At 31.9% G+C, this 24,305-nt stretch carries 17 protein-coding genes, 1 tRNA gene and 1 pseudogene; 14 read left to right on the top strand and 5 right to left on the bottom strand.

From position 1 onward, the window contains the following. Nucleotides 1-125 precede the first annotated feature (125 nt). From Q0870_RS00430 to Q0870_RS00420, 3 genes are all read left to right on the top strand, one after another. Complete coding sequence (locus tag Q0870_RS00430; protein WP_298550086.1) at nt 126-2,423, top strand: family 20 glycosylhydrolase; 2,298 nt, start codon at nt 126-128, stop codon at nt 2,421-2,423. Nucleotides 2,424-2,520: 97 nt separating this feature from the next. Further along, the gene (locus Q0870_RS00425) at nt 2,521-3,750 is read left to right on the top strand and encodes a metallophosphoesterase (protein ID WP_298550084.1); all 1,230 of its coding nucleotides are present in this window, start codon (nt 2,521-2,523) and stop codon (nt 3,748-3,750) included. A 54-nt stretch (nt 3,751-3,804) separates the two neighbouring features. Beyond that, nucleotides 3,805-4,101 carry a thioredoxin family protein gene (locus Q0870_RS00420; protein ID WP_298550082.1) on the top strand — a complete coding sequence of 99 codons (297 nt, stop codon included), beginning with the start codon at nt 3,805-3,807 and terminating at the stop codon, nt 4,099-4,101. Nucleotides 4,102-4,292: 191 nt separating this feature from the next. On the opposite strand, the gene Q0870_RS00415 is transcribed toward Q0870_RS00420, so the two are convergent. Both Q0870_RS00415 and Q0870_RS00410 read right to left on the bottom strand, forming a co-directional pair. Beyond that, entirely contained in the window at nt 4,293-4,949 is a 657-nt protein-coding gene (locus Q0870_RS00415; RefSeq protein WP_298550080.1) for a polysaccharide deacetylase family protein, read from the bottom strand. A 13-nt stretch (nt 4,950-4,962) separates the two neighbouring features. Continuing rightward, on the bottom strand, nt 4,963-8,268 hold the full coding sequence (locus tag Q0870_RS00410) for a DUF2723 domain-containing protein (RefSeq protein WP_298550078.1): 3,306 nt from the start codon (nt 8,266-8,268) through the stop codon (nt 4,963-4,965). Between the two features lie 191 nt (nt 8,269-8,459). Here Q0870_RS00410 and Q0870_RS00405 point away from each other — a divergent pair. Beyond that, nucleotides 8,460-8,532 (top strand) — tRNA-Gln (locus tag Q0870_RS00405). Nucleotides 8,533-8,583: 51 nt separating this feature from the next. Here Q0870_RS00405 and Q0870_RS00400 read toward each other — a convergent pair. Next, nucleotides 8,584-9,681 carry an endonuclease/exonuclease/phosphatase family protein gene (locus Q0870_RS00400; protein ID WP_298550076.1) on the bottom strand — a complete coding sequence of 366 codons (1,098 nt, stop codon included), beginning with the start codon at nt 9,679-9,681 and terminating at the stop codon, nt 8,584-8,586. 348 nt (nt 9,682-10,029) lie between these two features. Further along, nucleotides 10,030-10,170 (bottom strand): annotated as a pseudogene (locus Q0870_RS00395) (universal stress protein); the annotation flags it as partial. 159 nt (nt 10,171-10,329) lie between these two features. Here Q0870_RS00395 and rimP point away from each other — a divergent pair. From rimP to Q0870_RS00350, 9 genes are all read left to right on the top strand, one after another. Further along, entirely contained in the window at nt 10,330-10,791 is a 462-nt protein-coding gene (gene rimP, locus Q0870_RS00390; RefSeq protein WP_298550074.1) for a ribosome assembly cofactor RimP, read from the top strand. Between the two features lie 11 nt (nt 10,792-10,802). Continuing rightward, nucleotides 10,803-12,035 carry a transcription termination factor NusA gene (nusA, locus tag Q0870_RS00385; RefSeq protein ID WP_298550072.1) on the top strand — a complete coding sequence of 411 codons (1,233 nt, stop codon included), beginning with the start codon at nt 10,803-10,805 and terminating at the stop codon, nt 12,033-12,035. An 80-nt stretch (nt 12,036-12,115) separates the two neighbouring features. Further along, nucleotides 12,116-14,848, top strand: coding sequence for a translation initiation factor IF-2 (gene infB / locus Q0870_RS00380; RefSeq protein WP_298550070.1), 2,733 nt, complete (start codon nt 12,116-12,118; stop codon nt 14,846-14,848). 323 nt (nt 14,849-15,171) lie between these two features. Beyond that, a complete protein-coding gene (locus Q0870_RS00375; RefSeq protein ID WP_298550068.1) occupies nt 15,172-15,570 on the top strand; it encodes a DUF2147 domain-containing protein in 399 nt (132 codons plus the stop codon). Next, entirely contained in the window at nt 15,554-18,061 is a 2,508-nt protein-coding gene (locus Q0870_RS00370) for a DUF5686 and carboxypeptidase-like regulatory domain-containing protein (protein ID WP_298550066.1), read from the top strand. Before Q0870_RS00375 ends, Q0870_RS00370 begins: the two co-directional genes overlap by 17 nt. A gap of 109 nt (nt 18,062-18,170) precedes the next feature. After that, a complete protein-coding gene (locus Q0870_RS00365; protein ID WP_298550065.1) occupies nt 18,171-19,373 on the top strand; it encodes a pyridoxal phosphate-dependent aminotransferase family protein in 1,203 nt (400 codons plus the stop codon). Then, the gene (locus tag Q0870_RS00360; protein ID WP_298550064.1) at nt 19,374-20,495 is read left to right on the top strand and encodes a GTP cyclohydrolase; all 1,122 of its coding nucleotides are present in this window, start codon (nt 19,374-19,376) and stop codon (nt 20,493-20,495) included. It abuts the gene before it with no gap. A gap of 4 nt (nt 20,496-20,499) precedes the next feature. Beyond that, the gene (locus Q0870_RS00355) at nt 20,500-21,474 is read left to right on the top strand and encodes an NAD(P)-dependent oxidoreductase (RefSeq protein ID WP_298550063.1); all 975 of its coding nucleotides are present in this window, start codon (nt 20,500-20,502) and stop codon (nt 21,472-21,474) included. Nucleotides 21,475-21,513: 39 nt separating this feature from the next. Next, nucleotides 21,514-22,377, top strand: a complete 864-nt coding sequence (locus Q0870_RS00350) for a phosphatase PAP2 family protein (protein ID WP_298550062.1) — start codon at nt 21,514-21,516, stop codon at nt 22,375-22,377. 18 nt (nt 22,378-22,395) lie between these two features. Here the strand turns inward: Q0870_RS00350 and Q0870_RS00345 are convergent, their stop codons facing one another. After that, a complete protein-coding gene (locus tag Q0870_RS00345) occupies nt 22,396-22,788 on the bottom strand; it encodes an SPOR domain-containing protein (RefSeq protein WP_298550061.1) in 393 nt (130 codons plus the stop codon). 213 nt (nt 22,789-23,001) lie between these two features. Between Q0870_RS00345 and Q0870_RS00340 the strand changes: the two genes are divergently transcribed. Next, nucleotides 23,002-24,294, top strand: coding sequence for a c-type cytochrome (locus Q0870_RS00340; protein WP_298550060.1), 1,293 nt, complete (start codon nt 23,002-23,004; stop codon nt 24,292-24,294). The last annotated feature ends 11 nt before the right edge of the window (nt 24,295-24,305 follow it).

Below are 24,305 nucleotides of genomic sequence, written 5' to 3'. Positions count from 1 at the left end.
TTCTTTTTAGACGGAAGTATGATTTAGAGAGGTGGACGTATCATATTTTATATTTTTTAGAAGTATCACATAATACAAGTGATTCATGACTAAAAGATTAGTATTTTTAGACAAAAGATTATCATATGGTTTCCAGGACTCTAAAAGTTTTTTTTGGTATAATACTTTTATTTTTTAGCTGTAAAAGCAAAGAAATACCTACTGAAATTCCGAATATAATTCCCAAACCATCGTCTATTAAAACAAATAATGCCGTTTTTACTTTAGATGAAAATACGGGTATGTCCTTTGATACTCAATTTACAATAAGTGCCAATTTTTTAAAACAATTTTTAAAAGTAGGCGGTGGTATTGATTTAAAATCTGGAACTACAATTGCGTTTTTAGAAGACACATCATTACCTTCAGAAGGTTATAGGCTTCATATTTCTAAAGAGCAAATTCAAATAAAAGCATCTACAGATCAAGGTGCTTTTTATGCAGTTCAATCATTACGTCAATTACTACCTGTATCGTTTGAAAATAAAACATCAAGTAGTAAAACTATCAAAATACCATGTGTAACTATTACAGATAGTCCAAATTTTAAATACCGAGGAATGCATCTTGATGTTTCTAGGCACATGTATTCTGTCGATTTTATAAAGAAGTACATAGATGCTATAGCAATGCTTAAAATGAATACCTTTCATTGGCATTTAACAGACGATCAAGGATGGCGTATTGAAATTGAAGCATACCCAAAGCTTAATACAATTTCATCCTTTAGAGATGAAACTTTAATTGGGCATTACAATGATCAGCCACATCAATTTGATGGGAAAAAATACGGTGGCTACTATACTAAAAACGATATAAAAGCTATTGTATCATATGCGCAACAACGGTTTGTAACCATAATTCCAGAGATAGAAATGCCAGGGCACAGTCAAGCCGTAATTGCATCGTATCCAGAATTAGGTTGCAACGGAAGCAATGTAAAAGTGCCAACAAAGTGGGGTATATTTGATGAAATATATTGTACAAAAGAGGAAACTTTTAATTTTCTAGAAGTTATTCTAGATGAAGTATTAGTGTTATTTCCAAGCGAATACATTCATATTGGTGGAGACGAAACTCCAAAAGTAAGATGGGAAAATTGTGAACATTGTCAGAAACGAATTGCTGATGAAGGGCTGAAAAACGTACATGAATTACAAAACTATTTTATTTCCAGAATGGAAAAGTATTTAAATACTAAGGGGCGACAAATTATTGGCTGGGACGAGATTTTAGAAGGCGGTTTAGCTCCTAATGCCACAGTAATGTCGTGGAGAGGAAGAAGTGGCGCTGTAGAAGCGGCTAAATCTGGACACAACGTGGTTTTAACACCAACATCCAATTGTTATTTTGATTATTATCAATCTGATAACGAAGATGAACCATTAGCTATTGGCGGCTACTTACCTTTAGAAAAAGTGTATCACTACAATCCAATCCCCGAAGAATTAACTAGTGAAGAAGCCAAATATGTTATGGGAGCGCAAGGTAATCTATGGACAGAGTATATACCTACAGAAGCAAAAGTAGAATACATGGTGTTTCCTAGAATGGTAGCTATGAGCGAGGTGGTTTGGAGCGAGCCAACACAAAAAGATTATAACGATTTTACTAAACGCTTAGAGCAATTTAATAAGCGTTTAACTGCCTTAAATATTAATTATGCAAATCATTTATATGACATTGAAGGTAATATGATTGTTGAAAATGGCAACGCCTATTATAACCTAGAAACCTTAATGAAAGATAAGATTATAAGATTTACTTTAGATGAAAGTATACCAAATATAAACTCTGAAGTTTACACTACTAAAATTCCAATTGAAAAAAGTAAAACCATAAAGGCAGTAGTTTTTGATGCTAAAACACAATTAGGTAAACCATTCGAGCAGTATATTAATTTTCATAAAGCTCTAGGTGCTAAAATAACACTAGACAAAACACCGCATAAAGCTTATGCGGGAAGTGGTGCTGAAGGATTAATTAATGGAATTAGTGGCAGTAACTCAAGATATGGCGATAAGGAATGGCTTGGATTTGAAGGTGAAGATTTAGAAATTATTATCAAATTAAATAAGGAAACCGAAATAAATACTATTAGTACACGATTTTACGAAGGTAAAGGCCAGTGGATATATAAGCCAAAACGTATACAATTTCAACTTTTTGATACCAATGGAAATGCTTTAACAGAAGCAGCTCCAATTTATTTTCAAAATAACAATTCAACTTCAAAAAACACGTTTAAAGCAGCAATAGCCTTTAAAGCCTTAAAAGCAAAAACAATTAAGATTAATGTTGAAAGCTTTGGTTTAATTCCTAAAGGGAAACAAGGTGCAGGACACAAAGCATGGACATTTATAGATGAAATATTTGTTAATTGATATATCTACAGAAAGTAAATTTATAGCAAACCATTAACACTATTATAAGATTTTAACGTAGCTTATATCCTTATCTTTGTACAAAAAAAAGAAAACTGTGCGTTGGATTATTATAATACTCATCTTTATAGTTATTGAAGTTTATGCATTTCAAGCGTTTAGAACCATTTCAAAAAATATTTGGTTATCTACCGCATATTGGTTGGTAACTGTGTTGGTTTTAGGGAATTTTATTTATCAATTCTATGGGTTAGCAAGAAGTGATTTTGGTAACTCCCAAGCTTTCGCATTTGGGTTTTTAATAGTTTTTTTAGTTCCAAAAATGATTGTATTGGCGGTGTTATTTTCAGAAGATATTTTTAGAGTGCCACAAGCCATATTTCGTTATTTTACTGAAGGTTCAAATGCGAATATAAAATATTTACCATCTCGCCGTTCTTTTATTTCAAAAATAGCCCTAGGTATTGCAGCCATTCCTTTTGGAGCTATACTTTATGGAATGTTTAAAGGGAAATACAATTTCAAGGTTTTAAAATATACATTAAGTTTTGAAGACTTACCTGTAGCTTTTGATGGATATAAACTTACTCAAATTAGTGATATTCATTCGGGGAGTTTTGATAATAAGGAAAAGGTGAAATATGCAGTCGATTTAATAAATGAACAAGAAAGCGATGTAATTTTATTTACGGGTGATATAGTAAATAATAAAGCTGAGGAATTAGCACCGTATAAAACCATTTTTAATAAACTCAAAGCTAAAGATGGTTTGTTTTCAGTATTAGGAAATCATGATTATGGCGATTATGTTAAGTGGGATTCTGAGGCTGCAAAAAGTAAAAATTTAGAAGATTTAAAAACACTACAAAATGAAATTGGCTTTGACGTCCTTTTAAACGAAAGTAGGCTTCTTGAAAAAAATGGCGAACGCATTGCATTAGTTGGAGTCGAAAATTGGGGAGCTGGTGGTTTTAAAACAGCTGGCGATTTAAAACAAGCTGCTTCAAACATTAAAAAAGACGATTTTAAAATATTAATGAGTCACGACCCATCGCATTGGGAGAAAAAAGTAATTCAAGACGATTATCATTATCATTTAACATTAAGCGGACATACTCATGGCATGCAATTTGGCATAGAAATACCGGGCTGGTTTAAATGGAGCCCAGTAAAATGGCGCTATAAATATTGGGCAGGTATATATGAAGAAATGGGACAATATATTAATGTAAACCGAGGATTTGGCTATTTAGCATTTCCTGGGCGTGTTGGAATATGGCCAGAAATTACCGTTATAGAACTTAAAAAAGGCTCAAATAGCGCATAATTGCTAAGAAATGCTATATTTGTAATTGTACGTCCCACTAATAAATAAAAAAATATGTCAAAATTTGGGGAACTAATAGATGTAGAAATTCCAGTTTTGTTAGATTTTTACACAGAATGGAGTGATCAAACAGAGCCTATGCATCTTACTTTAAGAGATGTTGCAGCTGCTCTTGGTGATAAGGCAAAAGTTATAAAAATTGATGTCGAAAAAAATCAAGAACTAGCCGAAGCACTGCGAGTAAAGACTTTACCAACACTTATTATTTATAAAGATGGCGAGATGAAATGGCGCCAAAGTGGCGAGCAAGACGCCAATACCCTTATAGGCATTATTCAAGATTATATTTAAAACTCTTAAACGTTTTTAAGTATTTTTTGGGTGTTACCACAAGGGTCGGGCTTTCCACTATATCTTTTTAAAAACGTTATTGCGAGGAGTAAGCGACGTGGCAATCTGTTAAATTTTAGTAACACTCCTATTTTTAGTCTGCTTAGTTTTTAAAAAGGATGCCGTTTCAATCCCTAACGCAAACCAGAACTTCAATTAAAATTCAAAGCTTCAAAAGAAAATCCTTTACCAGCAAAATGCTCTAAAACTTTAGGTAAAGTATATTGCATGTTTTTAGAAGCCTTAACACTATCATGAAAAACAATAATACTCCCTTTTGTAGTTTTGGTGAGTACATTCTCTAAACAGTTTTCTTGACTAACATTGTTATCCCAATCAAAAGATAACACATCCCACATAATTATTTTGTACCCCAAACCCATAAGTCTCTTACCTTGTTTTGGAGTTATTTGTCCGTAAGGCGGCCTAAAAAGATTAGTGGTTTTTGAAATTTGACTATGTGTATTCTGCGAAAGTATAACCTCTTGTGCTTCGGCAATATTTTCTAAATAATCTTTAGTTTTAGTTTTCCAGCCTTTTATATGGTGCTGCGTGTGGTTGCCAATGGCATGGCCATTCTTTAAAATAGTATAAAAAATATCTGGATGTTTCTCAATGTTATCTCCAATACAAAAAAAGGTAGCTTTTGCATTGTATTGCTTTAAAACGTCCATGGTCCAATTTGTTATTTTAGGTGTAGGGCCATCATCAAACGTTAAATAAATAACTTTATCAGTAGTCGAAATATCCCAAATATAGTTTTGGAACAGTTTTTTGGCAACTAAAGGTGTTTTTATTGGAGTTAACACACGTTGAAATTTGTTAATTCGCGCTATCGATTTCTATTGGCAATTCGCTATCAACAGGAATATCTTTATCTGTCTTAACTTCATCTTCGGTGTCATCTTCACCATAAAAATGTTTAAAAGATCTTAGGTAATTATTAAAAATATCACCCTCCGATTCAGCAAATTCAACATCGTATTTTATTAAAACATCAACTAAACCTTTGTAACGCTGAATATCTGTATAAATATCTTCAAACAAACGTTCTTGGTTATCAATTTTTAAACCACTGTAGTACGATAAGTTTTCTTGATATTTTTTAGAAACATCTTTAAACAAGCGTTGTGCTTTTTCCTTGTTGCCAACTTCATAATAAGCACCAATATAAGGTTCTAAAAGCGTGTAATAACCATAATATTCAACAGGCATGTTTTCCATGGCTATATCTGCTATTTCTTCAGCTTTATCAAGTTTTTCTTCATTAATTAGCTGTTCTGCTAAACGCGCTAAATTGCCTCTGTAAGTAATTGAGTTTTTACGGGTTTCCACATCATGATAAATATCAGAACTTCCACTATTACCCCAATCCCAGTTTTTAACTTTTTCATACATCAAGTCACTATCAACGCGACCCATATCAAAAGGATTAGCCCGATCCACAGGTGTTCTAATAGGCACTAATTTGTAGCACATACCATCTAACTGTAAGTAGTCTTTCATCCAAATATAATCATCATCACCAAAACTACCACCAGTAAAATATATAGGGCGTTTCCAATCGTTATTCGCAACAATATCCAGCATTAATAATCTGTTTTTATAAAGTACACCTCCAGAAACTGTGAGGTCTATATGTGGCACAATTTTATCTGCATCTTCAGGCTTTACAATACCAGAATTTATGGCATTTTCTTTATTTACAGGAAGTCTTAAATGTTCTGTTGGCATATAAGTAGCCTTTAACTCTTTAGGGCGTACTCTTGATAAATCTACGTTTTGCTTTTGTAAAACATATTTGTATTTAGTCCTAGGGTTATCACTAGCAACAAAATCTAAAAATTTTTTAATCTCTAGAGTATCTTTGATTACAGGTTGAATGACGATATAATCATTTGTCCCAAATCTATATAAATCATGAGTTAATTGAGAAGGAATTGGATCGCTCTCATAAGCCTTACGTTTCATTTGGTCTATATACCAGTCGGTTTGAAATAAACTGGTATTAACAACACGTACATCGGTTCTATAGCCCTCAATTTCTTGCGCATACCAAAGGGCAAAGGTGTCATTATCACCAATGGTAAATAGAATACCATTTTCGGCACAAGAATCTAAATACATTTTTGCCATAGCTTTTGCAGTGTATTTATCAGATCTATCATGGTCGTCCCAATTGTTCGCAACTAAAATTCCAGGAACTAGAAGTAAACATGCAATAGTTACAATTGGAGCAGCTAATTTTTTAGGAACATACTTTTTAAGAACATCATAAATTGCATAAACTCCAAAACCAATCCAAAGGGCAAATACATAAAATGATCCAACCACAGAATAGTCACGTTCACGAGGTTCAAACGGACGTACATTAGTATATACTTGAATAGCTATTCCTGTAAATAAGAAAAATACCAGCATTACCCAAAACAGTTTTTTATCTTTGTTAAACAAAAAGAAAAACCCGATAAGCCCTAAAATTAAAGGAAGTAAATAATATGTATTTCTTGCTTTATTGTTTTTTACATCACTGGGTAAATTGTCTTGAGACATACCTAAATGCCATTCATCTATAGGTTTTATTCCAGAAATCCAATTTCCATGATTATCATAGCGCCCTTGAATATCATCTTGTCTTCCAGAAAAATTCCACATAAAATAGCGCCAATACATATAACCCAATTGGTATTCAAAAAGGTAAACAATATTACTGGCTAGTGATGGTTTTTCAATATCAATATACCTCTGAAACTGTTTTAGAAAATTATTATAATCTTCATAATCAATATTACCTTGAGCGACATCATTTTTAAAATTTGAAACAGCTGCGCGCAATTCATTTTCCATTTGATAATCTGGTTTTAGCTTAAAATCTAAAAATCCAGAAAACATCATATAGTTTTCAGCATGTTCAGTACTCCACATTCGAGGGAGAAAAGAAGCATGTTTCGAATTGTAATTCTGTTTCGCGTTTTTCCAATCATTTATAACTACATATTCGCCATTTTCCTTTTCATATTTAGGTTTATCATCAACATACGGCTCGTTTTCATCTAAATATGCATATTGATCTGTAAACTGAGGACCATGTAATAAATGTGTTTCAGGATATTGTTCTAGATTGTAATAAGCTAATAATTCTCTGGCAGTTGAAGGATTATTTTCGTTAACAACCACATTAGCATTTGCACGAATAGGTAACATTAACCAAGTAGAAAAACCAATGATAACAAAGGTTAAACAAAGAATACCTGTGTTTACATGTGTGTATTGTTTTTTCTTAGTGTATTTTAAACTAAAGTAAATAATAGCAATCAATAGTAAACCAGCAATAATAGATCCTGAATTAAAAGGAAGTCCAAATGTATTAACAAAAAAGATTTCTAAGGTGCTAAAAAATTTAAGAATGTTTGGTGCTAAAAACTTAAAAATAAAAAGTAAAATTCCTATCGAAACCACATTGGCAATAATGAAGTTTTGAATGGTAATGTCTTTGTAATGTTTGAAATAATAGATAAGCCCAATTGCTGGGATGGTTAAAAGCCCCATAAAATGAACCCCAAAAGAAAGTCCAATAACAAAAGCAATCAAAATCAACCATCGATTTCCACGAGGTTTGTCCATATCTTGCTCCCAACGCAATCCTAACCAAAATAAAACAGACATAATTAAAGTAGCCATGGCATAAACTTCAGTTTCAACAGCACTAAACCAAAATGAATCTGTAAACGTGAATGCTAAACTGCCCACTAATCCGCTCCCTAAAATAGCCATGGATTTCCCTTGAGACATATCCTTTTTACCGCCAACTAATTTTTTTAGCAATAAAGTAATGGTCCAAAACATGAATAGAATAGTGAATGCACTAGCAACGGCACTCATCATATTCATCATAAAACCTACTTGATCAGGCTCTAGGGCGAACATAGTAAAAAACGCTCCCATCATTTGAAACAATGGTGCTCCTGGTGGATGCCCAATTTGTAATTTTGCAGAAGTTAAAATAATTTCTCCTGCATCCCAATAACTAGTGGTAGGTTCTACGGTTAAACCGTATGTTATAAGCGCTATTAAAAAAGAAAACCAGCCTAAAAGGGTATTCCATTTTTTATAGTTTACATATGCCATTTGTATCTGTGTTTATTTGCTTTGGCGAATTTAACAATAAATCTGAAATGAGACCTAACTATTTAGTTTGTCTTAACATATACTGTTAACATTAAAACCTTTTTAAAAACAAAAAGTATTCAAGATTATTTTTTAAAAAAAAACTTGTGCAAAGAATTTTTTATATTAAATTTGCACCCTCATTACACGAATGGCCTATGGTGTAACTGGCAACACGTTGGTTTTTGGTACCAAAGAGTCTAGGTTCGAGCCCTAGTAGGCCAACAAAAATCCTAATTTCGAAAGAAGTTAGGATTTTTTATTTTAATTCTAGCCTTAAAGAAAGCGACGTAGATAATCATCCGAATAATCGATTTCAAGTTCCATCCAAATTGGTAGGTGATCTGACATTTCATAGGTTGTCCAATTCTTATAAGATTTCGACCAATCAGCATAAGGTGCTTTTCCGTGTTCTTCTCTAATTTTAATTACAATATTTTCATAATGCTTAAGGAGTTCTTCCTTGGTTAATCGAGATTTACCATTTGCTATGTCTTCAGCAGTCAATTCGGGAGTTTCTTCTTTAGGATGTGGTCCAAAAACCGAGTGTCTCCAATCAAAAGTCCCGTGGCGCAAGAGTCGCGTTTTATTCCCAGCTTTCCCTTTTGCGGTAAAAGCCATTTGGTCAAACCACCTATTACCACCCATATTTGTAGGTCCAAAATCAGGGGTTGTTAATTTGGAGTCTTTAAGCGCTTGCATAACCTCGTCGTCCTTTTTCTCAATATTCATATCTCCAAGAAAAATATGAACCTGATCTTCAGTCTTAGCACGTTTTACTAAAATGCTTGCTACAGATTTAATTTCAGCAGCTCGAATTTTTAAATCGTTACCATAAATAATATGGGCAGAACAAAGCGAGAATTTAAACCACCCCGCCTGAAAAGAAGCAAAAAATGGCGAACGCGCCACTTGTTCTCCAGCAATTAAAGTCTCTTTTGGTAGCACAATCTCACCAATTAAATTACGAAAACGCACTTTGTTTTTGTTAAATACAAAAGCCATACGCTCGTTATTACCGCCTTTGTGTATAGAAACATCCGAAACAAAAAAGTCCCAACTAGGGCCAAGTAATTTAACCAACCTTCGTAACGGGTCTAAATCACCCTTAACTTCTTGGATGGCGCAAATATCAAAATGATCTATAATCTCAGCAATATAATGGTAACTTTCGTCCATTCTTAAAACACCATTATCAAAAGCACGAATATTCCACGACCCAATAATCAGCGAGTTGGGCTGTCTGTCTCTTTTAATGTTATTATATAAATCATGCCGAAGGGTTAATAATCGAGACGAAATCCACGATGCTTTTTTCGGATAATCTGGATTAGGATTTTTTTTGTATTTTTTTAAATCATGATAAAACGCCATAGTAATATTTTAATTAAAAAAGTTTAGATTAAAAATTTAAAGTTAGGCTTTTTTTTATTTTTATCAATAATTTTTATCTGGGTGTTACCCGAAAAGGGTCGGGCTTTTATTTATGTATTTCTATTTTAAATTTTTGAATTCATGAACATAAATGTTTCGTTCCAAGTCCTCTCACTTCTCCCAATAGCTATCGGGATCGGGTTGTGAGCTATCCACTGCAATCCCTAATTTTAGTACAAAGTCGATAAGACAGTGTTGCATTGAATAAGTTAATAATTAGAAAAAGTAAAGTCCTAAATCAATCCAAAGATTAAAACTTTGCGCCTCTGCGTCTTCGCGAGAAAAAAATTAAATCTTAAAAGTAACCACAGGTCGCTTCGCATGATTCACTAAATCCTCACTAATACTACCATTAAAAAAATGAGATATCCCTTGTCTGCCATGGGTGCTCATACCAATTAAATCAGCATGTATAGATTCAGAAAAATCGGTGGGAACTAGTATTTTTTTTATAGTAAGTTAAGTTGTGGTGTACCTAAATTTATGAATTTTTCCTTTAAAAATCAATAAAAAAGTATATATTTGCACCGTTGAAAGGCGAAATTAAAGATATGAGGGGACGGAAAGTCCCCTCTTTTTATACTTAAAATGTTTAAAACTAAAGTCACAGAATTACTTGATACAGCGTTAATTGAACGTCCAGATTTATTTTTGATAGACTTTTCTATTAACACAGAAAACCATATTAAAGTAATAGTAGATGGGGATAATGGACTTTTAGTTGAAGATTGTATGTTTATTAGCAGAGCTATAGAACACAACTTAGATAGAGAAGAAGAAGATTTTTCTTTAGAAGTTATGTCGGCAGGAGCAGCATCTCCATTAACACATACGCGACAGTATAAAAAGAACCTTAAAAGAACGCTTAGTGTAAGAACAAATTCTGAAGAAATAGAAGGAATGCTTACTAAAGCAACTGATGATAATATCACATTAGAGTGGAAAGTTAGAGAACCAAAACCAATAGGTAAAGGTAAAGTAACAGTAAAAAAGGAAGCTAATATTCCTTATGAAAATATTGTAGAAGCAAAAGTTATGATTAAATTTTAATTTAAAGAGTTATGGAAAATGTCGCGTTAATTGAATCTTTTTCAGAATTCAAAGATGATAAGCTAATTGACAGAGTAACGTTAATGGCAATTTTAGAAGATGTATTTAGAAGTGCCTTAAAAAAGAAATTTGGGGATGATGATAATTTTGACATCATTGTTAATCCAGATAAAGGGGATTTAGAAATATGGAGAAATAGAGTTGTTGTTGCTGATGGAGAGGTTGAAGAGCCTAACCAAGAAATCTCATTAACTGCAGCTCGTAAAATTGAGCCAGATTTTGAAGTTGGTGAAGATGTGTCTGAAGAAGTGAAGCTTATCGATTTAGGAAGACGTGCTATTTTAGCCTTACGTCAAAACCTTATTTCTAAAATTCATGAACACGATAATACTATAATCTTTAAACAATTTAAAGACTTAGTTGGGGAAATATATACAGCAGAAGTACACCATATTCGTCACAGAGCAGTTATTTTATTGGATGATGAAGGAAACGAAATTGTACTACCAAAAGACAGACAAATACCTTCAGATTTCTTCAGAAAAGGAGATAATGTAAGAGGAGTTATTGATAGTGTAGAGCTTAAAGGTGCTAAGCCAACTATTATCATGTCTAGAAGTTCTCCTAAATTTTTAGAAAAATTATTTGAACAAGAAATCCCAGAAGTTTTTGATGGTTTAATTACCATAAAGCATGTGGTAAGAATACCTGGTGAAAAAGCAAAAGTAGCTGTAGATTCTTATGACGATAGAATAGATCCTGTAGGAGCCTGCGTAGGTATGAAGGGTTCTAGAATTCATGGTATTGTTCGTGAGCTGGGGAACGAAAATATTGATGTTATTAACTATACCAATAACTTGCAGTTATTTATAACTAGAGCATTAAGCCCTGCGCGAGTAACTTCAATAAAATTAAACGAAGAAACAAAGCGAGCTGAGGTTATTTTAAAACCAGAAGAAGTAAGTAAGGCCATTGGTAGGGGAGGTCATAATATTCGTTTGGCAGGTCAATTAACTGGTTATGAGATTGATGTATTTAGAGAAGGCGCCGAAGAGGATGTTGAGTTACGAGAATTCTCAGATGAAATTGAAAGCTGGATTATTGATGAGTTTAGTAAAGCAGGTTTAGATACTGCTAAAAGCATACTAGAACAAGATGTTAATGATCTTGTTAAAAGAACAGACTTGGAAGAGGAAACAATCCAAGATGTTATCAGAATTCTTAAAGAAGAATTTGAAGAGTAGTAAATAAAAAAGTGCAGATTTGCATTTTATTATGCCTTAAAAGGTATAATACATATATTTGAGTATTTTAAAGGCGATTTATGGCTGAAACAATTAGATTAAATAAAGTATTACGTGAGCTTAACATCTCTCTAGATCGTGCTGTAGAATTTTTAGATTCTAAAGGCGTAGATATAGAAAAGCGTCCCACTACAAAAATTTCTGAAGAAACTTATAATCTTCTTTCAGATGAATTTGAAACGGATGCAAATAAGAAAGTAAAGTCTCAAGAAGTAAGCGAAGCAAAGCTGAAAGAAAAGGAAGATTTGCGCATTAAACGTGAAAAAGAATTAGAAGCTAAGCAAAAAGCACAAGAAGCCCGAGAAAAAGCTAGACAAGAGGAAATTGTAAAAGCCTCAGCAGAACTTTCAGGTCCTAAAACTGTTGGAAAAATAGATTTAGACTCAAAAAAGAAAGTTGAAGAAAAGCCAGCGGAAACAAAAAAGGTTGCAGAAACAGTTGTAAAAATTGCTAAGGAGGAAGTTGTAAAAACGGAAATACCTAAAGTTGAAGAAAAACCAGCTGCTGTATCAAAGAAAACTGAACCTCAAGAAAAGTCTAAAAAAGAGATTTTAAATGATGAAGGAGAAGTTGTTCCTGATGAAAAAGTAACTACACAGTATAAAAAACTTACAGGACCTAAAATAGCTGGAGATAAAATAGATTTATCTAAATTCAATAAGCCAAAAAAGAAAAAAGAAGAAAAGAAACCTGCTGCTAAAGTTGGTGATGGTAATAAGAAAAAACGTCGCAGAATTAGTAAAGCTGGAGCTCCTCAAGATAACCGCGGTGGAAATAGAGCAGGTGGAAATGATAGATTTAGAGGGAAACCAGGACAAGGACGTAGAAATGCTCCAAAGGAAGAGCCTAGTGAAGAAGATGTAAAAAAACAAGTGCGAGAAACACTTGAGAAACTTCAAGGTAAATCTAATAAAGGTAGAGGCGCAAAAAATAGAAGAGATAAAAGAGATAAACATAGAGAGCAGACAGAAATCGATCAACAAATCGAGGAAGCAGAAAGTAAAATTATTAAAGTAACAGAGTTTGTTACGGCTAGCGAAATGGCTACCATGATGGATGTTGGTGTTACTGAAATTATTTCAGCTTGTATGTCTCTTGGTATGATGGTAACCATGAATCAGCGTTTAGATGCTGAAACATTATCTATAGTTGCTGAAGAATTTGGATATCAAGTAGAATTTGTAACTGCTGATATTGAAGAATCTATTGAAGAAATTCAAGATAAACCAGAAGATTTAAAATCTCGAGCACCAATTGTTACGGTAATGGGGCACGTAGATCATGGTAAAACATCGCTCTTGGATTATATCCGTGAGGAAAATGTAATTGCTGGAGAGTCTGGTGGAATCACACAGCACATTGGTGCCTATGGTGTTCAGCTAGAAAACGGGCAAAAAATAGCATTCCTTGATACGCCAGGTCATGAGGCCTTTACAGCTATGCGTGCTCGTGGTGCTCAAGTAACAGATATAGCAATTATTGTAGCAGCAGCAGATGATGATATTATGCCGCAAACCAAAGAAGCTATTTCACATGCTCAGGCAGCAGGAGTTCCTATTGTATTCGCTATTAATAAAATAGATTTACCAGCAGCAAACCCAGAAAAAATTAAAGAAGGTTTAGCTAATATGAATTTATTAGTTGAAGATTGGGGAGGAAAAGTTCAGTCTCATGATATTTCTGCTAAAATGGGTACTGGTGTTAAAGAGTTATTAGAAAAAGTGTTGCTTGAAGCAGAGTTATTAGAGCTTAAAGCAAATCCAGATAAACCAGCTATTGGTACAGTTGTAGAAGCATTCTTAGATAAAGGACGTGGTTATGTATCAACTATTCTTGTACAAGCAGGAACTTTAAAAGTTGGAGATTATGTACTTGCTGGTCAACATAGTGGTAAAGTAAAAGCGATGCATGATGAGCGTGGTAACGATGTTACTGCTGCAGGTCCTTCTACTCCAGTTTCAATACTTGGTTTAGATGGTGCACCACAAGCGGGTGATAAGTTTAATGTGTTTCAAGATGAACGTGAAGCAAAACAAATTGCAACCAAAAGAGCGCAATTACAACGTGAGCAATCGGTTAGAACACAACGCCATATTACATTAGATGAAATAGGTCGTCGTATTGCACTTGGTGATTTCCAAGAGTTAAATATCATTCTTAAAGGTGATGTGGATGGTTCTGTGGAAGCATTAACAGATTCATTCCAGAAATTATCTACTGAAGAAATTCAAGTTAATATCTTGCACAAAGGTGTTGGTGCCATTACTGAAAGTGATGTGTTATTAGCATCGGCTTCTGATGCTATTATTGTTGGGTTTAATGTGCGTCCTGTTGGAAATGCAAGAATGATTGCTGATAAGGAAGAAATTGATATCAGAACATATTCTATTATATACGACGCTATTAATGATCTTAAAGATGCTATGGAAGGCATGTTATCTCCTGAACTTAAAGAAGAAGTTACCGGTACCGCTGAAATTAGAGAAATGTTTAAAGTATCTAAAATTGGAACTATTGCAGGTTGTATGGTAACTAACGGTAAGATACTTAGAAACTCAGGGATTAGATTAATTCGTGATGGAGTAGTCGTTTACACAGGTGAATTAGCTTCGTTAAAACGATTTAAAGATGATGCCAAAGAAGTATCAAAAGGATATGATTGTGGTATGCAAATTAAGAACTATAACGATATTAAAGAAGGTGATATAATTGAAGCTTTCCATGAAGTGGAAGTTAAAAAGAAGCTTAAATAATTGTGTTTATAAAGTAATTAAAGCAGCCCAATTTGGTTGCTTTTTTTTGCACATTAATAAGTAAAAGTAATTAATGGTGAGAGGTAAAAAGGTACGTTTCTTTTCTTTTTACTTTTGTTAAGATTTTATTATTTTTGCAGATTTGTAAAAATAGGGAAACAACTTTTTTACAAATTAAATAAATTCTTTGATTATAGAATTAGTTTGTTAAAGAAGAAAACAATATTAGATATTCAGATTTTTTTAAGTTGAATTGTATAATGAAGGTAAAAAGAAAAGAAGTAATTTCTCTTTTTTGCAATAAGATAAAAATAGTATCTCTTATGTCTTTAATAGGAATGTTATCTTTTAGTCAACAAAAGGAAGACCTTGTTGGTTATTGGAAATCTTGCGATGAGGGTGATAATATGGTTGTAAACGTTCAACTTGATAATAAAAATTTACCTGTAGGTTATTTGGTTGGTTTTCAAAGAGACAATGGAACTTGGGAGAAGAATAAACCAAAAAAAGGTATAAAAGTAATGTACCATTTTAAGTATGCAGGAAATTTAAAATGGAATCAAGGAAAAATTTACGACCCAATTGCAGACAGAACATATAGAGGAGTAGTTAAATTACAAAGTAAAGATACTATAAAGGCAACAGGCTATTGGGCTTTTTTATGGGATGATATATTGTTTAAAAGGATAAAGCTAGAAAAACTAGATGAGCCAAAAAGTTAATAAAAAAAATTGTTATATATTAATCATTATTTTAACAATTTCCTTTTCTTCCAATATATTATTTGGACAAGAATTTACTGGAACTGTTAAAGATACTGAAGATAATTCTAGCATTGCTTTTGTAAATGTATTTTTTAAGAATACAACAATTGGGGTGATTTCTGATATTGATGGAAACTATAGTATTAGAAAAAAAAGAGTAACAAAAAAAGATTCTCTTGTTTTTAGCTATTTAGGATATGCAACAAAAATAATAGCTGTAAAGGACTTAAAAAATAATGCTGTAATTTATTTAAAGCCAGAATCAAGTCAGTTAAATGCAGTAGTAATACGCGGTAAGGCAGACCCTTATACCGACAGACTTATGCGAAAGATTATTCGTAATAAAAAGAAAAATGATCCTGCTAACGTGAGGAAAGTTCAGTATAATGAAACGGCTCTGTTATCTGTGTATTTAGCAAATCTTCAAAAAGAGGTGTTAAATAAAAGGCGATTTAAAAATTTTAAAGACTCCTTTCTTAAAGATAGTGATTCTACAGTAATGATGCCTATTCTACTAAGTAAAGAAGGGTTTAAGCATCGTATAGATAAGGATGAAAACATAGATATTACAAAAAATATTTATGAAGAGCAAGAAGGGACATTAGAGCAATTAAATGGTTTAATTAAAACCACTATAAATCAAAAAATAACACAAAACATCAATTTTTATGATGAAAATATAGATTTATTGGGTAGAAGCTTTCAAAGCCCTATTACTAGTGATTATAAATCTTATTATCATCTATATTTAGCTGACAGTTCAATGGTTGATGGTGTTAAACAGTATCAGTTTCAGTATTACCCAAAGAACGAAAAGAGTGTGGCTTTTGATGGCGAATTTTGGGTAGATTCAGAATCTTTTGCTTTAACAAAAATAGAAGCAGCAATTCCAGTTGAAGCTAATGTAAACTTTATTAAATCTTTAGAAGTTGAGATAAATTATCAAAAACCAGATAGTGTTCATTGGGTGATTAAATCTCAAAAAACAAATACAACAATGTCTTTTACTGGTTCTAAAAAGAAAAAATCAAAACACTTTTTAGTACAAAAAAATCAAAAGTATAGCGATTATAATTTTGATTTTAAATCTTCTAAGAAATTGGTTGATTCTTTGGAGGCCATGATTCCTTACAATTCTGCCTTATCAAAACTTGGAGATGAAACAGTTCTAGATTCACTTGAGGCAAATGCAATTAAGGGTATTAGAAGTCTTAAAAAGAATAATTCAATTAAGTTTCTTGATCGTTTCGCAACTATGACTCTAACAGGGTATTACAATTTAAATAAATTTGATTTTGGACCATATTTCGATTTGTATATTAAAAATGGAATTGAAGGTAGTCGTTTTTCATTGCCTTTTCGAACAAGTCAAAAAATGTCTGATAAATATACAATAGGTGGGTATGTTGGTTATGGTTTAAAAGATAAAGGTTTTAAATATGGAATAAATGCAAAATATTTATTACCAACAGAAAAGCGGACTGTAATAGGAATAAATCATTTTGATGATTTTAGAACCATTGCACAAAGTAGGTATATTGAGTTTGTTCAAGAAAATCCTTATTCTAGAGGTGGTGGAAATGTGCTTTCAGTTTTTAGTGATAAAAATAGATTAAATTTCAATATGCTAAAACAAAAGCATATTGATGTTTCTTTAACCTATCAAGCCAATGAAAATGCTAGCTATTTAATTAGGCCTTTTTATGATACTTTCGAAGAAAACGAATTTAATAGACTCATACATAACTCAAGCAATGTAAAAGGTTTTAGATCCCAAGGCGTTTTATTTGATTTGAGGTATTCTAAAGCTAGAAATTTTGATCAACAATTCTTTTCAAGAATATATTATGGTTCAATAAAACCGGTTTATCATTTCACTGCTGAGATTGGTCATAATAAAATTACAGGGAGTGCTAGTAAATTTTCAGCATATTATGCTAGATTAAATGCTTCCATGAAGAAAAAGTTTTTAGTAGGGTCTGGATTTGTTAAAATGTTTTTAGATACGGGTTACATAATAGGTAAAGTTCCATATCCAATATTAAATAACCCTAGTGGAAATCAGAACATAGGTTTAGCAAGATTTAATTATAATTTACTAAATCCTACATCTTTTTCGTCAGATGTTTTTGCAAATTTGCACACAAGTTTTAATGGCGGAGGCTTTTTATTTAATAAATTGCCTTTATTATCATCTTTAAACATAAGGGAATCGCTTTCGTTTAAAGCATTTTATGGTAAATTAAGAGATGGACATGACGAATTCTTTAAATTACCAGTAGGTTTAATAGAATTACCTAAAGAACCTTATATGGAAGTGGGGATAGGAATTAGTAATATTATGAAAGTATTACGAATTGAATATGTAAGAAGAATAAATTCAAGCCCAATTTTTGATGAAATTTCTGTAAAAGGAGGTGTTAAATTAAGAATTGAGGTAAGTTTTTAAGGACAAAGTAAGAGTAAACTCATTAAATAAATGACTAGTCTAGCTATGATTAGTGAGTTATTTGATAAATAATTATTATCATTGTTAGATGGTATCAAAAATAATATAGATGGGTAAATATAGTTTTATCGAAAAGAGCGGGCTTACAAAAATGACACATTTTTTGAAATCTAGAGATTTATATCCTTTTTTTAAAGAAGTATCGTCTCCACAAACGGATGTCGCATTTTTTGGTGATAAGAAAGTTTTAATGTTTGGTTCAAATAATTATTTAGGACTAAATAATCACCCAGAAATTAAAAAGGCTGCTCAAGATGCTATAACTAAATATGGTACGTCTTGCACTGGTAGCCGTTTTATGAATGGTACACTTAGCCTTCATAGAGAGTTAGAAGATGCATTAAAAGATTTTTTAAAGCAAGAAGCTGCAATAGTTTTTCCAACTGGTTTTCAAGTAAACTTAGGTGTAATTCCTGCTTTAACTGGAAAAGATGACAGTATTTTTATAGATGAATTAAATCATGCTTCTATTATTGATGGCTGCCAATTAAGTTATGCCAAGCGAATCAAATACAAACATAATAATATAGAAGATTTACAGAAAAAATTGGCTTTACCTAGTGTTGAAGGTTCTAAAAAGTTAATTGTTACAGATGGTATCTTTTCAATGGATGGTGATATTGCTAAATTAGATAAAATTGTAGAAGTTGCTAAAAAACACGATGCTATAACTATGGTAGATTGTGCTCACGCCATTGGTGTAATAGGGGAAAATGGTTCTGGTACGGCATCACATTTTAATGTTTCTAAAGAAGTTGACCTTATTGGAGGTACATTTAGTAAATCATTAGCATCAGTAGGAGGATTTGTTGCTGGAGATGCCGATATGATTGAGTATTTGGCTCATGCTTCTCGATCATTTATGTTTAGTGCTAGCTTACCTCCTGCATCAGTTGCAAGTGCTTTAGCAGCATTGAAAATTATGAGAACTGACAATAGTTTTAACGAAAAACTTTGGGAAAATACTCATTATGCAATAGAAAAAATGAGAGAATTTGGGTTAGATATTGGTGAAACCGAAACCCCTATAATTCCTGTTTATATTAGAAATAGTGAAAAAACATTTAAAGTAGCAAAAATGCTTTTTGAAAATGGTGTTTATGTAAATCCTGTTGTGTCTCCAGCTGTTAAAGACTCTGATTCTCTTTTACGTTTTTCACTTACTTCTGCTCACAATAAAGAACAAGTTTTATTCGCTGTAACTGAAGTTGCAAAAGCTATTGAACATTTTTCTAAACAATCAATAATGTAGATGTCTGTATCAATAAAAAAGGTAGAAAGTAAACGTGATTTAAATACTTTCATTAAATTTTATATTTCTTTATATACTGACAACAGTAATATAGCTTTCCCTTTAGATTTTGATGAGCGCTCCACATTAACTGTTGGTAAAAACCCAGCACATAAAATTTGTGAATCTGCATACTGGTTAGCTTATAAAGGAGATAAGGTTGTAGGTAGAATTGGCGCTATTATAAATTCTAATGAATTAAAAAATTCTGACTCCAAAATTGGGAGGTTTGGTTTTTTTGATTTTATAGATGATTTTGATGTTTCACAGGCATTGATGCAAACTGCAACAAATTGGTTGAAAGAAAAAAACATGGCTCAAGTTCATGGTCCATTTGGGTTTACTGATTTAGACAGACAAGGTATGCTTGTTAAAGGATTTGATCGATTAAGTACAATGGCTACGCTTTACAATTATGAGTATTATCCAAAGCACATTGAAAAATTTGGATTTGAAAAAAGTGTTGATTGGGTGGAATATACATTTAAAATAAACCCAGAAGTTCCTGAAAAGATTCAAAAAATATCAAAATATGTTCAGCGTAAATATGGTTTACGGCCATTAGAAATTAAGACTAAAAAAGAGCTTAAGCAATATATCCCAGACCTTTTTTCATTAATCAATGATACTTATAAAGATTTATATGGTTATACAACTCTAAATAAAGAACAAATAGAATACTACGGTAAAAATTACTTTGGTTTTGTAAAAAAAGAGCTCATTAGTATTATAGTTGATAAGGATGATGCTATTGTTGGTATTGGTGTTACACTACCTTCTTTTACTAAGGCTCTACAAAAAGCTAAAGGAAAATTGTTTCCATTCGGATGGTATCATTTATTGAAATCTTTAAAATCAAATGATATTTTAGATCTTTATCTCGTTGCTGTTAAAGAGGGATACAGAGACAAAGGCGTTAGTGTAGTAATGATTGATACTTTGTATAGAGAAGCCAGAGATTTTGGAATTAAGCATATAGAAACTAATATTGAATTAGAAGACAATGTTCAAGTACAATCATTGTGGAAGTATTTTGATGCCGAATTGCATAAAAGAAGGCGCTGTTACATAAAAAACATTTGACTTTATGTCTAGTACTCGTCCTAAAAAGATTCTAATTACTGGTGCAACAGGTTTCATAGGAAAGTATATCGTAGAACAAGCAATACAACAACATTTCGAGGTTTTCATTGCATTACGGAAAACTAGTAATACCCAGAGAATAAATCATTTAAATTATACTGAGATTTATGTCGATTTTAATTCAGAAGAAACTATAAATCAGGCACTCTCAGACGCTCCTGTTTTTGATACCGTTATTCATAATGCAGGTGTTACGTCTTGTTTTTTTAATGAAGATTATTATAGGTTTAATACAGAGATAACTAAAAATTTATGTGCAGTACTTAAAACAAATCAGTTATTAACAGGAAGATTTATTTATACAAGTAGTTTAGCTGCATTGGGACCAGGAAGTGCTGTGAGTTTAGAAGATATTGTGGAAAACATGCCTGAAAATCCTATTACTAACTATGGCAAAAGTAAATTATTAGCAGAAAAAGAAGTCATTAATTCGGGTTTAAGTTATTTAATTATAAGGCCTACAGCAGTTTTTGGTCAAGGCACTAATGATTATAAAGATTTAGTTTCAATTGTAAAGAAACGAATGGCTATTTATACAGCTAGCCCCAAACAGCTTTTATCATTTGTACATGCCGACGATATTTCTACAGCAATATTTTTGGCTAATAAACATAGCAAGGAAAATCAAATTTATAATCTCTCAGATGGTAATGAATATACTTTAGCTTCGGTTTACGAAATTGTTGCTTTAGCATTAAAAAAGGAATTAAAATTAAAATTTAGAATTCCAAAGGGTATAGTTTATTCGGTAGCTTATATAAATCAATTTTTAGAGAAAAATTTTAAAATAAAAAATGCTTTAAATAGTATTGAAAAAGCTAAAGAGATTACGTCGATTAATTGGAGGTGTTCTGCAAGTAAAATAAAACAAGAGATTGGTTTTAAAGCTAAGCATACCTTAGAAGAAATTATTCATTAATTTTTTTGTTAATACACAACAAAAATATTTCGAAATTTTATGCGTTTTTTTAAAAGAGTTGATATTGTTTTTTTTGGTTTTGTAATCATTACAACCTTATTATTATTCTTTTCCAGAAATGAAGTTTTAAACTTTAATCAATTAATACTAACTAGATTTTATATTATCATTTTATCTATTGGATTAATTTTTTTTAGTGCAAAGTATAAGTTTAAAATACTATCATTTTTAAGAGATATATACCCCGTAATATTTAGTGGTTACTTTTACTCAGAAACTGTTTTTTATAATAAGCTATTTTTTAATAATCTAGATCCACTATTAATTGATTATGAAACTGCTCTATTTGGTTTTCAGCCTAGCTTAAGGTTTTCAGAGTATTTTAATAGTTTGTTTTTTAGTGAACTTATGTATTTTGGTTATTTTTCTTTTTATTTAATTATAATAGGTTTTGTTTTGTGCGTCTATTTTAAAAATAAACCAAGTTTTAATAGAGATTTTTTCTTATTAACATCTTCCTTGTATTTATTTTATTTTCTTTTTGGATTAGTACCGTCTGAAGGGCCTCAATTTTATTTTTCAAATCCAGACAGTCAAGTACCAACGGCCTATTTTTTTGATAAAGTGATGCATTTTATTCAAGAAAATGGAGAGCAGCCAACTGGTGCTTTCCCAAGTTCGCATGTAGGGATTTCATTAATCATTTTAATTATTTCTAAAAAAACAATTCCAATATTTTTTAAAATAGCCCTTCCTATTACAATACTTCTTTTTCTTTCAACAGTTTATATTAAAGCCCATTATTTAATTGATGTTTTTGGCGGAATAATTGTGGCTCCATTAATCTTATTTATATCTAAAAAGTTATATTATAACCTGAAAACTACCCAAAGTAAGGGTTAAGATTAGATGCACTGCTATTTATTTTTTCTTTGGCTTAAAAATAAATGCATTTGGAAACTTTCTTTTAATTCTCTTTAAAGCTCTATCTGCTTCCAAACGTGTTCTAAAGTTTCCTGCCCAAATTTTAAAATTAGGAGTTTCGTATTGCATAGAAGGATACCAATCTCCAAATGAACTACTAAATTCCTTTTGAGCGTTGTAAGCACCAGAACGATTACCAGAATATACTTGTATTTTGTAACGTTCATAACTGGTTTCGTTTTTATTCATCTTCTTTTTCAAATCCAATAAAACAGTAATATGTTTATCTTGATTTATTTCTACATTTCCCTGTTGAGAATAAGAATATGTAGTAGTTAATAAAAAAGAAAAAAGGATTAAAAAACTAATCTTCATGTGTAATGGTTTCATTTTAAACTAATTTAAACAAAGGTATGTCTTATAAACTTAATTGATACTCTTTTTATTATTTAGAATCTCTCTAAATTATCAATTAACACTTCTCTAACATTTATAAAATGGACTTTTAATATTACTTTTGCGAGAGATTTTTTTAACTATACTTTTTCATTTATAAAATGACAAAAGTCATACCAAAGTTTAGAAGTTAATTTGACCAATAATATGAGAAAGGTGATTCACCGTAAATTAAGCACAAACTTTTTTCGTTTAGGCTTAGTTTTTTTACTAGCATTTACCACAACTCTTTCTGCTCAAGAAGGAGATTCAGCAAAAGGAAAATCATTATTCAATGCCAATTGTGCCGCTTGTCATCAATTAGATAAAAAAATGACTGGCCCTGCATTACGTAATGTAGAAGCGCGTTTAGAAGAAGAGCAAGGTTTAGATCGTGCTTGGATTCAAGCTTGGATTCGTAATAGTGCTGGCGTTATCAAGTCTGGTGATGCGTACGCAAATAAAATTTATAATGAGTACGGTGGTGCAGCAATGACTGCTATGCCTCAATTATCAGATGATGATATAAATAACATTTTAGCCTATACTGCTGAAGAAAAAAAGGCGCCTGTTCAAGCTGTTGCTCCAGTTGGAGGGGCAGAGGCTAGTGGTAGTTCTGGGGGTATTTCAAACGAAATTATCTTAGGAGCTTTAGCTATTTTGTTTATTCTTTTAGCTGCTGGATTGTATTTGGTAAATAAGACATTGCGTCGTTTTGCAAATGCTCAAGGTATTGATTTGCCTGAGTCTTCTGGAAGAAAGCCGTTGTGGAAAGCTTTTGTTCAGAATCAGTTTTTAATGATTGTAGTAGCAATATTCTTTTTATTATCAAGTGCATATTTTGTGTATGGTTATTTATCTCAAATAGGAGTGGATCAAGGGTATCAACCAGTACAACCAATTCATTTTTCGCATAAAATACATGCTGGAGACAATGGTATAGATTGTAAATACTGTCACTCATCTGCAAGAGTGAGTAAAACATCAGGTATTCCTTCATTGAATGTTTGTATGAATTGTCATAAATCAATTTATGAGTACAATGGAGAAACATCTCCAGAGTATTCTAAAGATTTTTACGATGGAGAAATAAAGAAATTATATGCTGCTGCAGGATGGGATGATGCTGATCAGAAGTATGCAGGAGATGCTAAACCTGTAAAATGGATACGCATTCATAACTTACCTGACTTTGCATATTTCAATCACTCGCAACACGTTACTGTGGCTGGCGTAGAATGTCAAACTTGCCACGGACCAGTTGAGGAAATGGAAGTGATGTATCAACACGCACCATTAACTATGGGTTGGTGTATTAACTGCCATAGAGAAACTGATGTTAATGTAAAAGACAATGCTTACTATACTAAAATACATGAAGAGCTATCGAAAAAGTATGGTGTAGAAAATTTAACCGCAGCTCAAATGGGTGGTTTAGAATGTGGTAAATGTCACTATTAATAAATTTAATA

Origin of the sequence: uncultured Algibacter sp. (genome assembly GCF_947487575.1) — a bacterium.
Classification (GTDB): Bacteria; Bacteroidota; Bacteroidia; order Flavobacteriales; family Flavobacteriaceae; genus Algibacter_B.
Note: the sequence above shows the minus strand (reverse complement) of the source record. Positions and strands in the feature narration are given on the sequence as shown.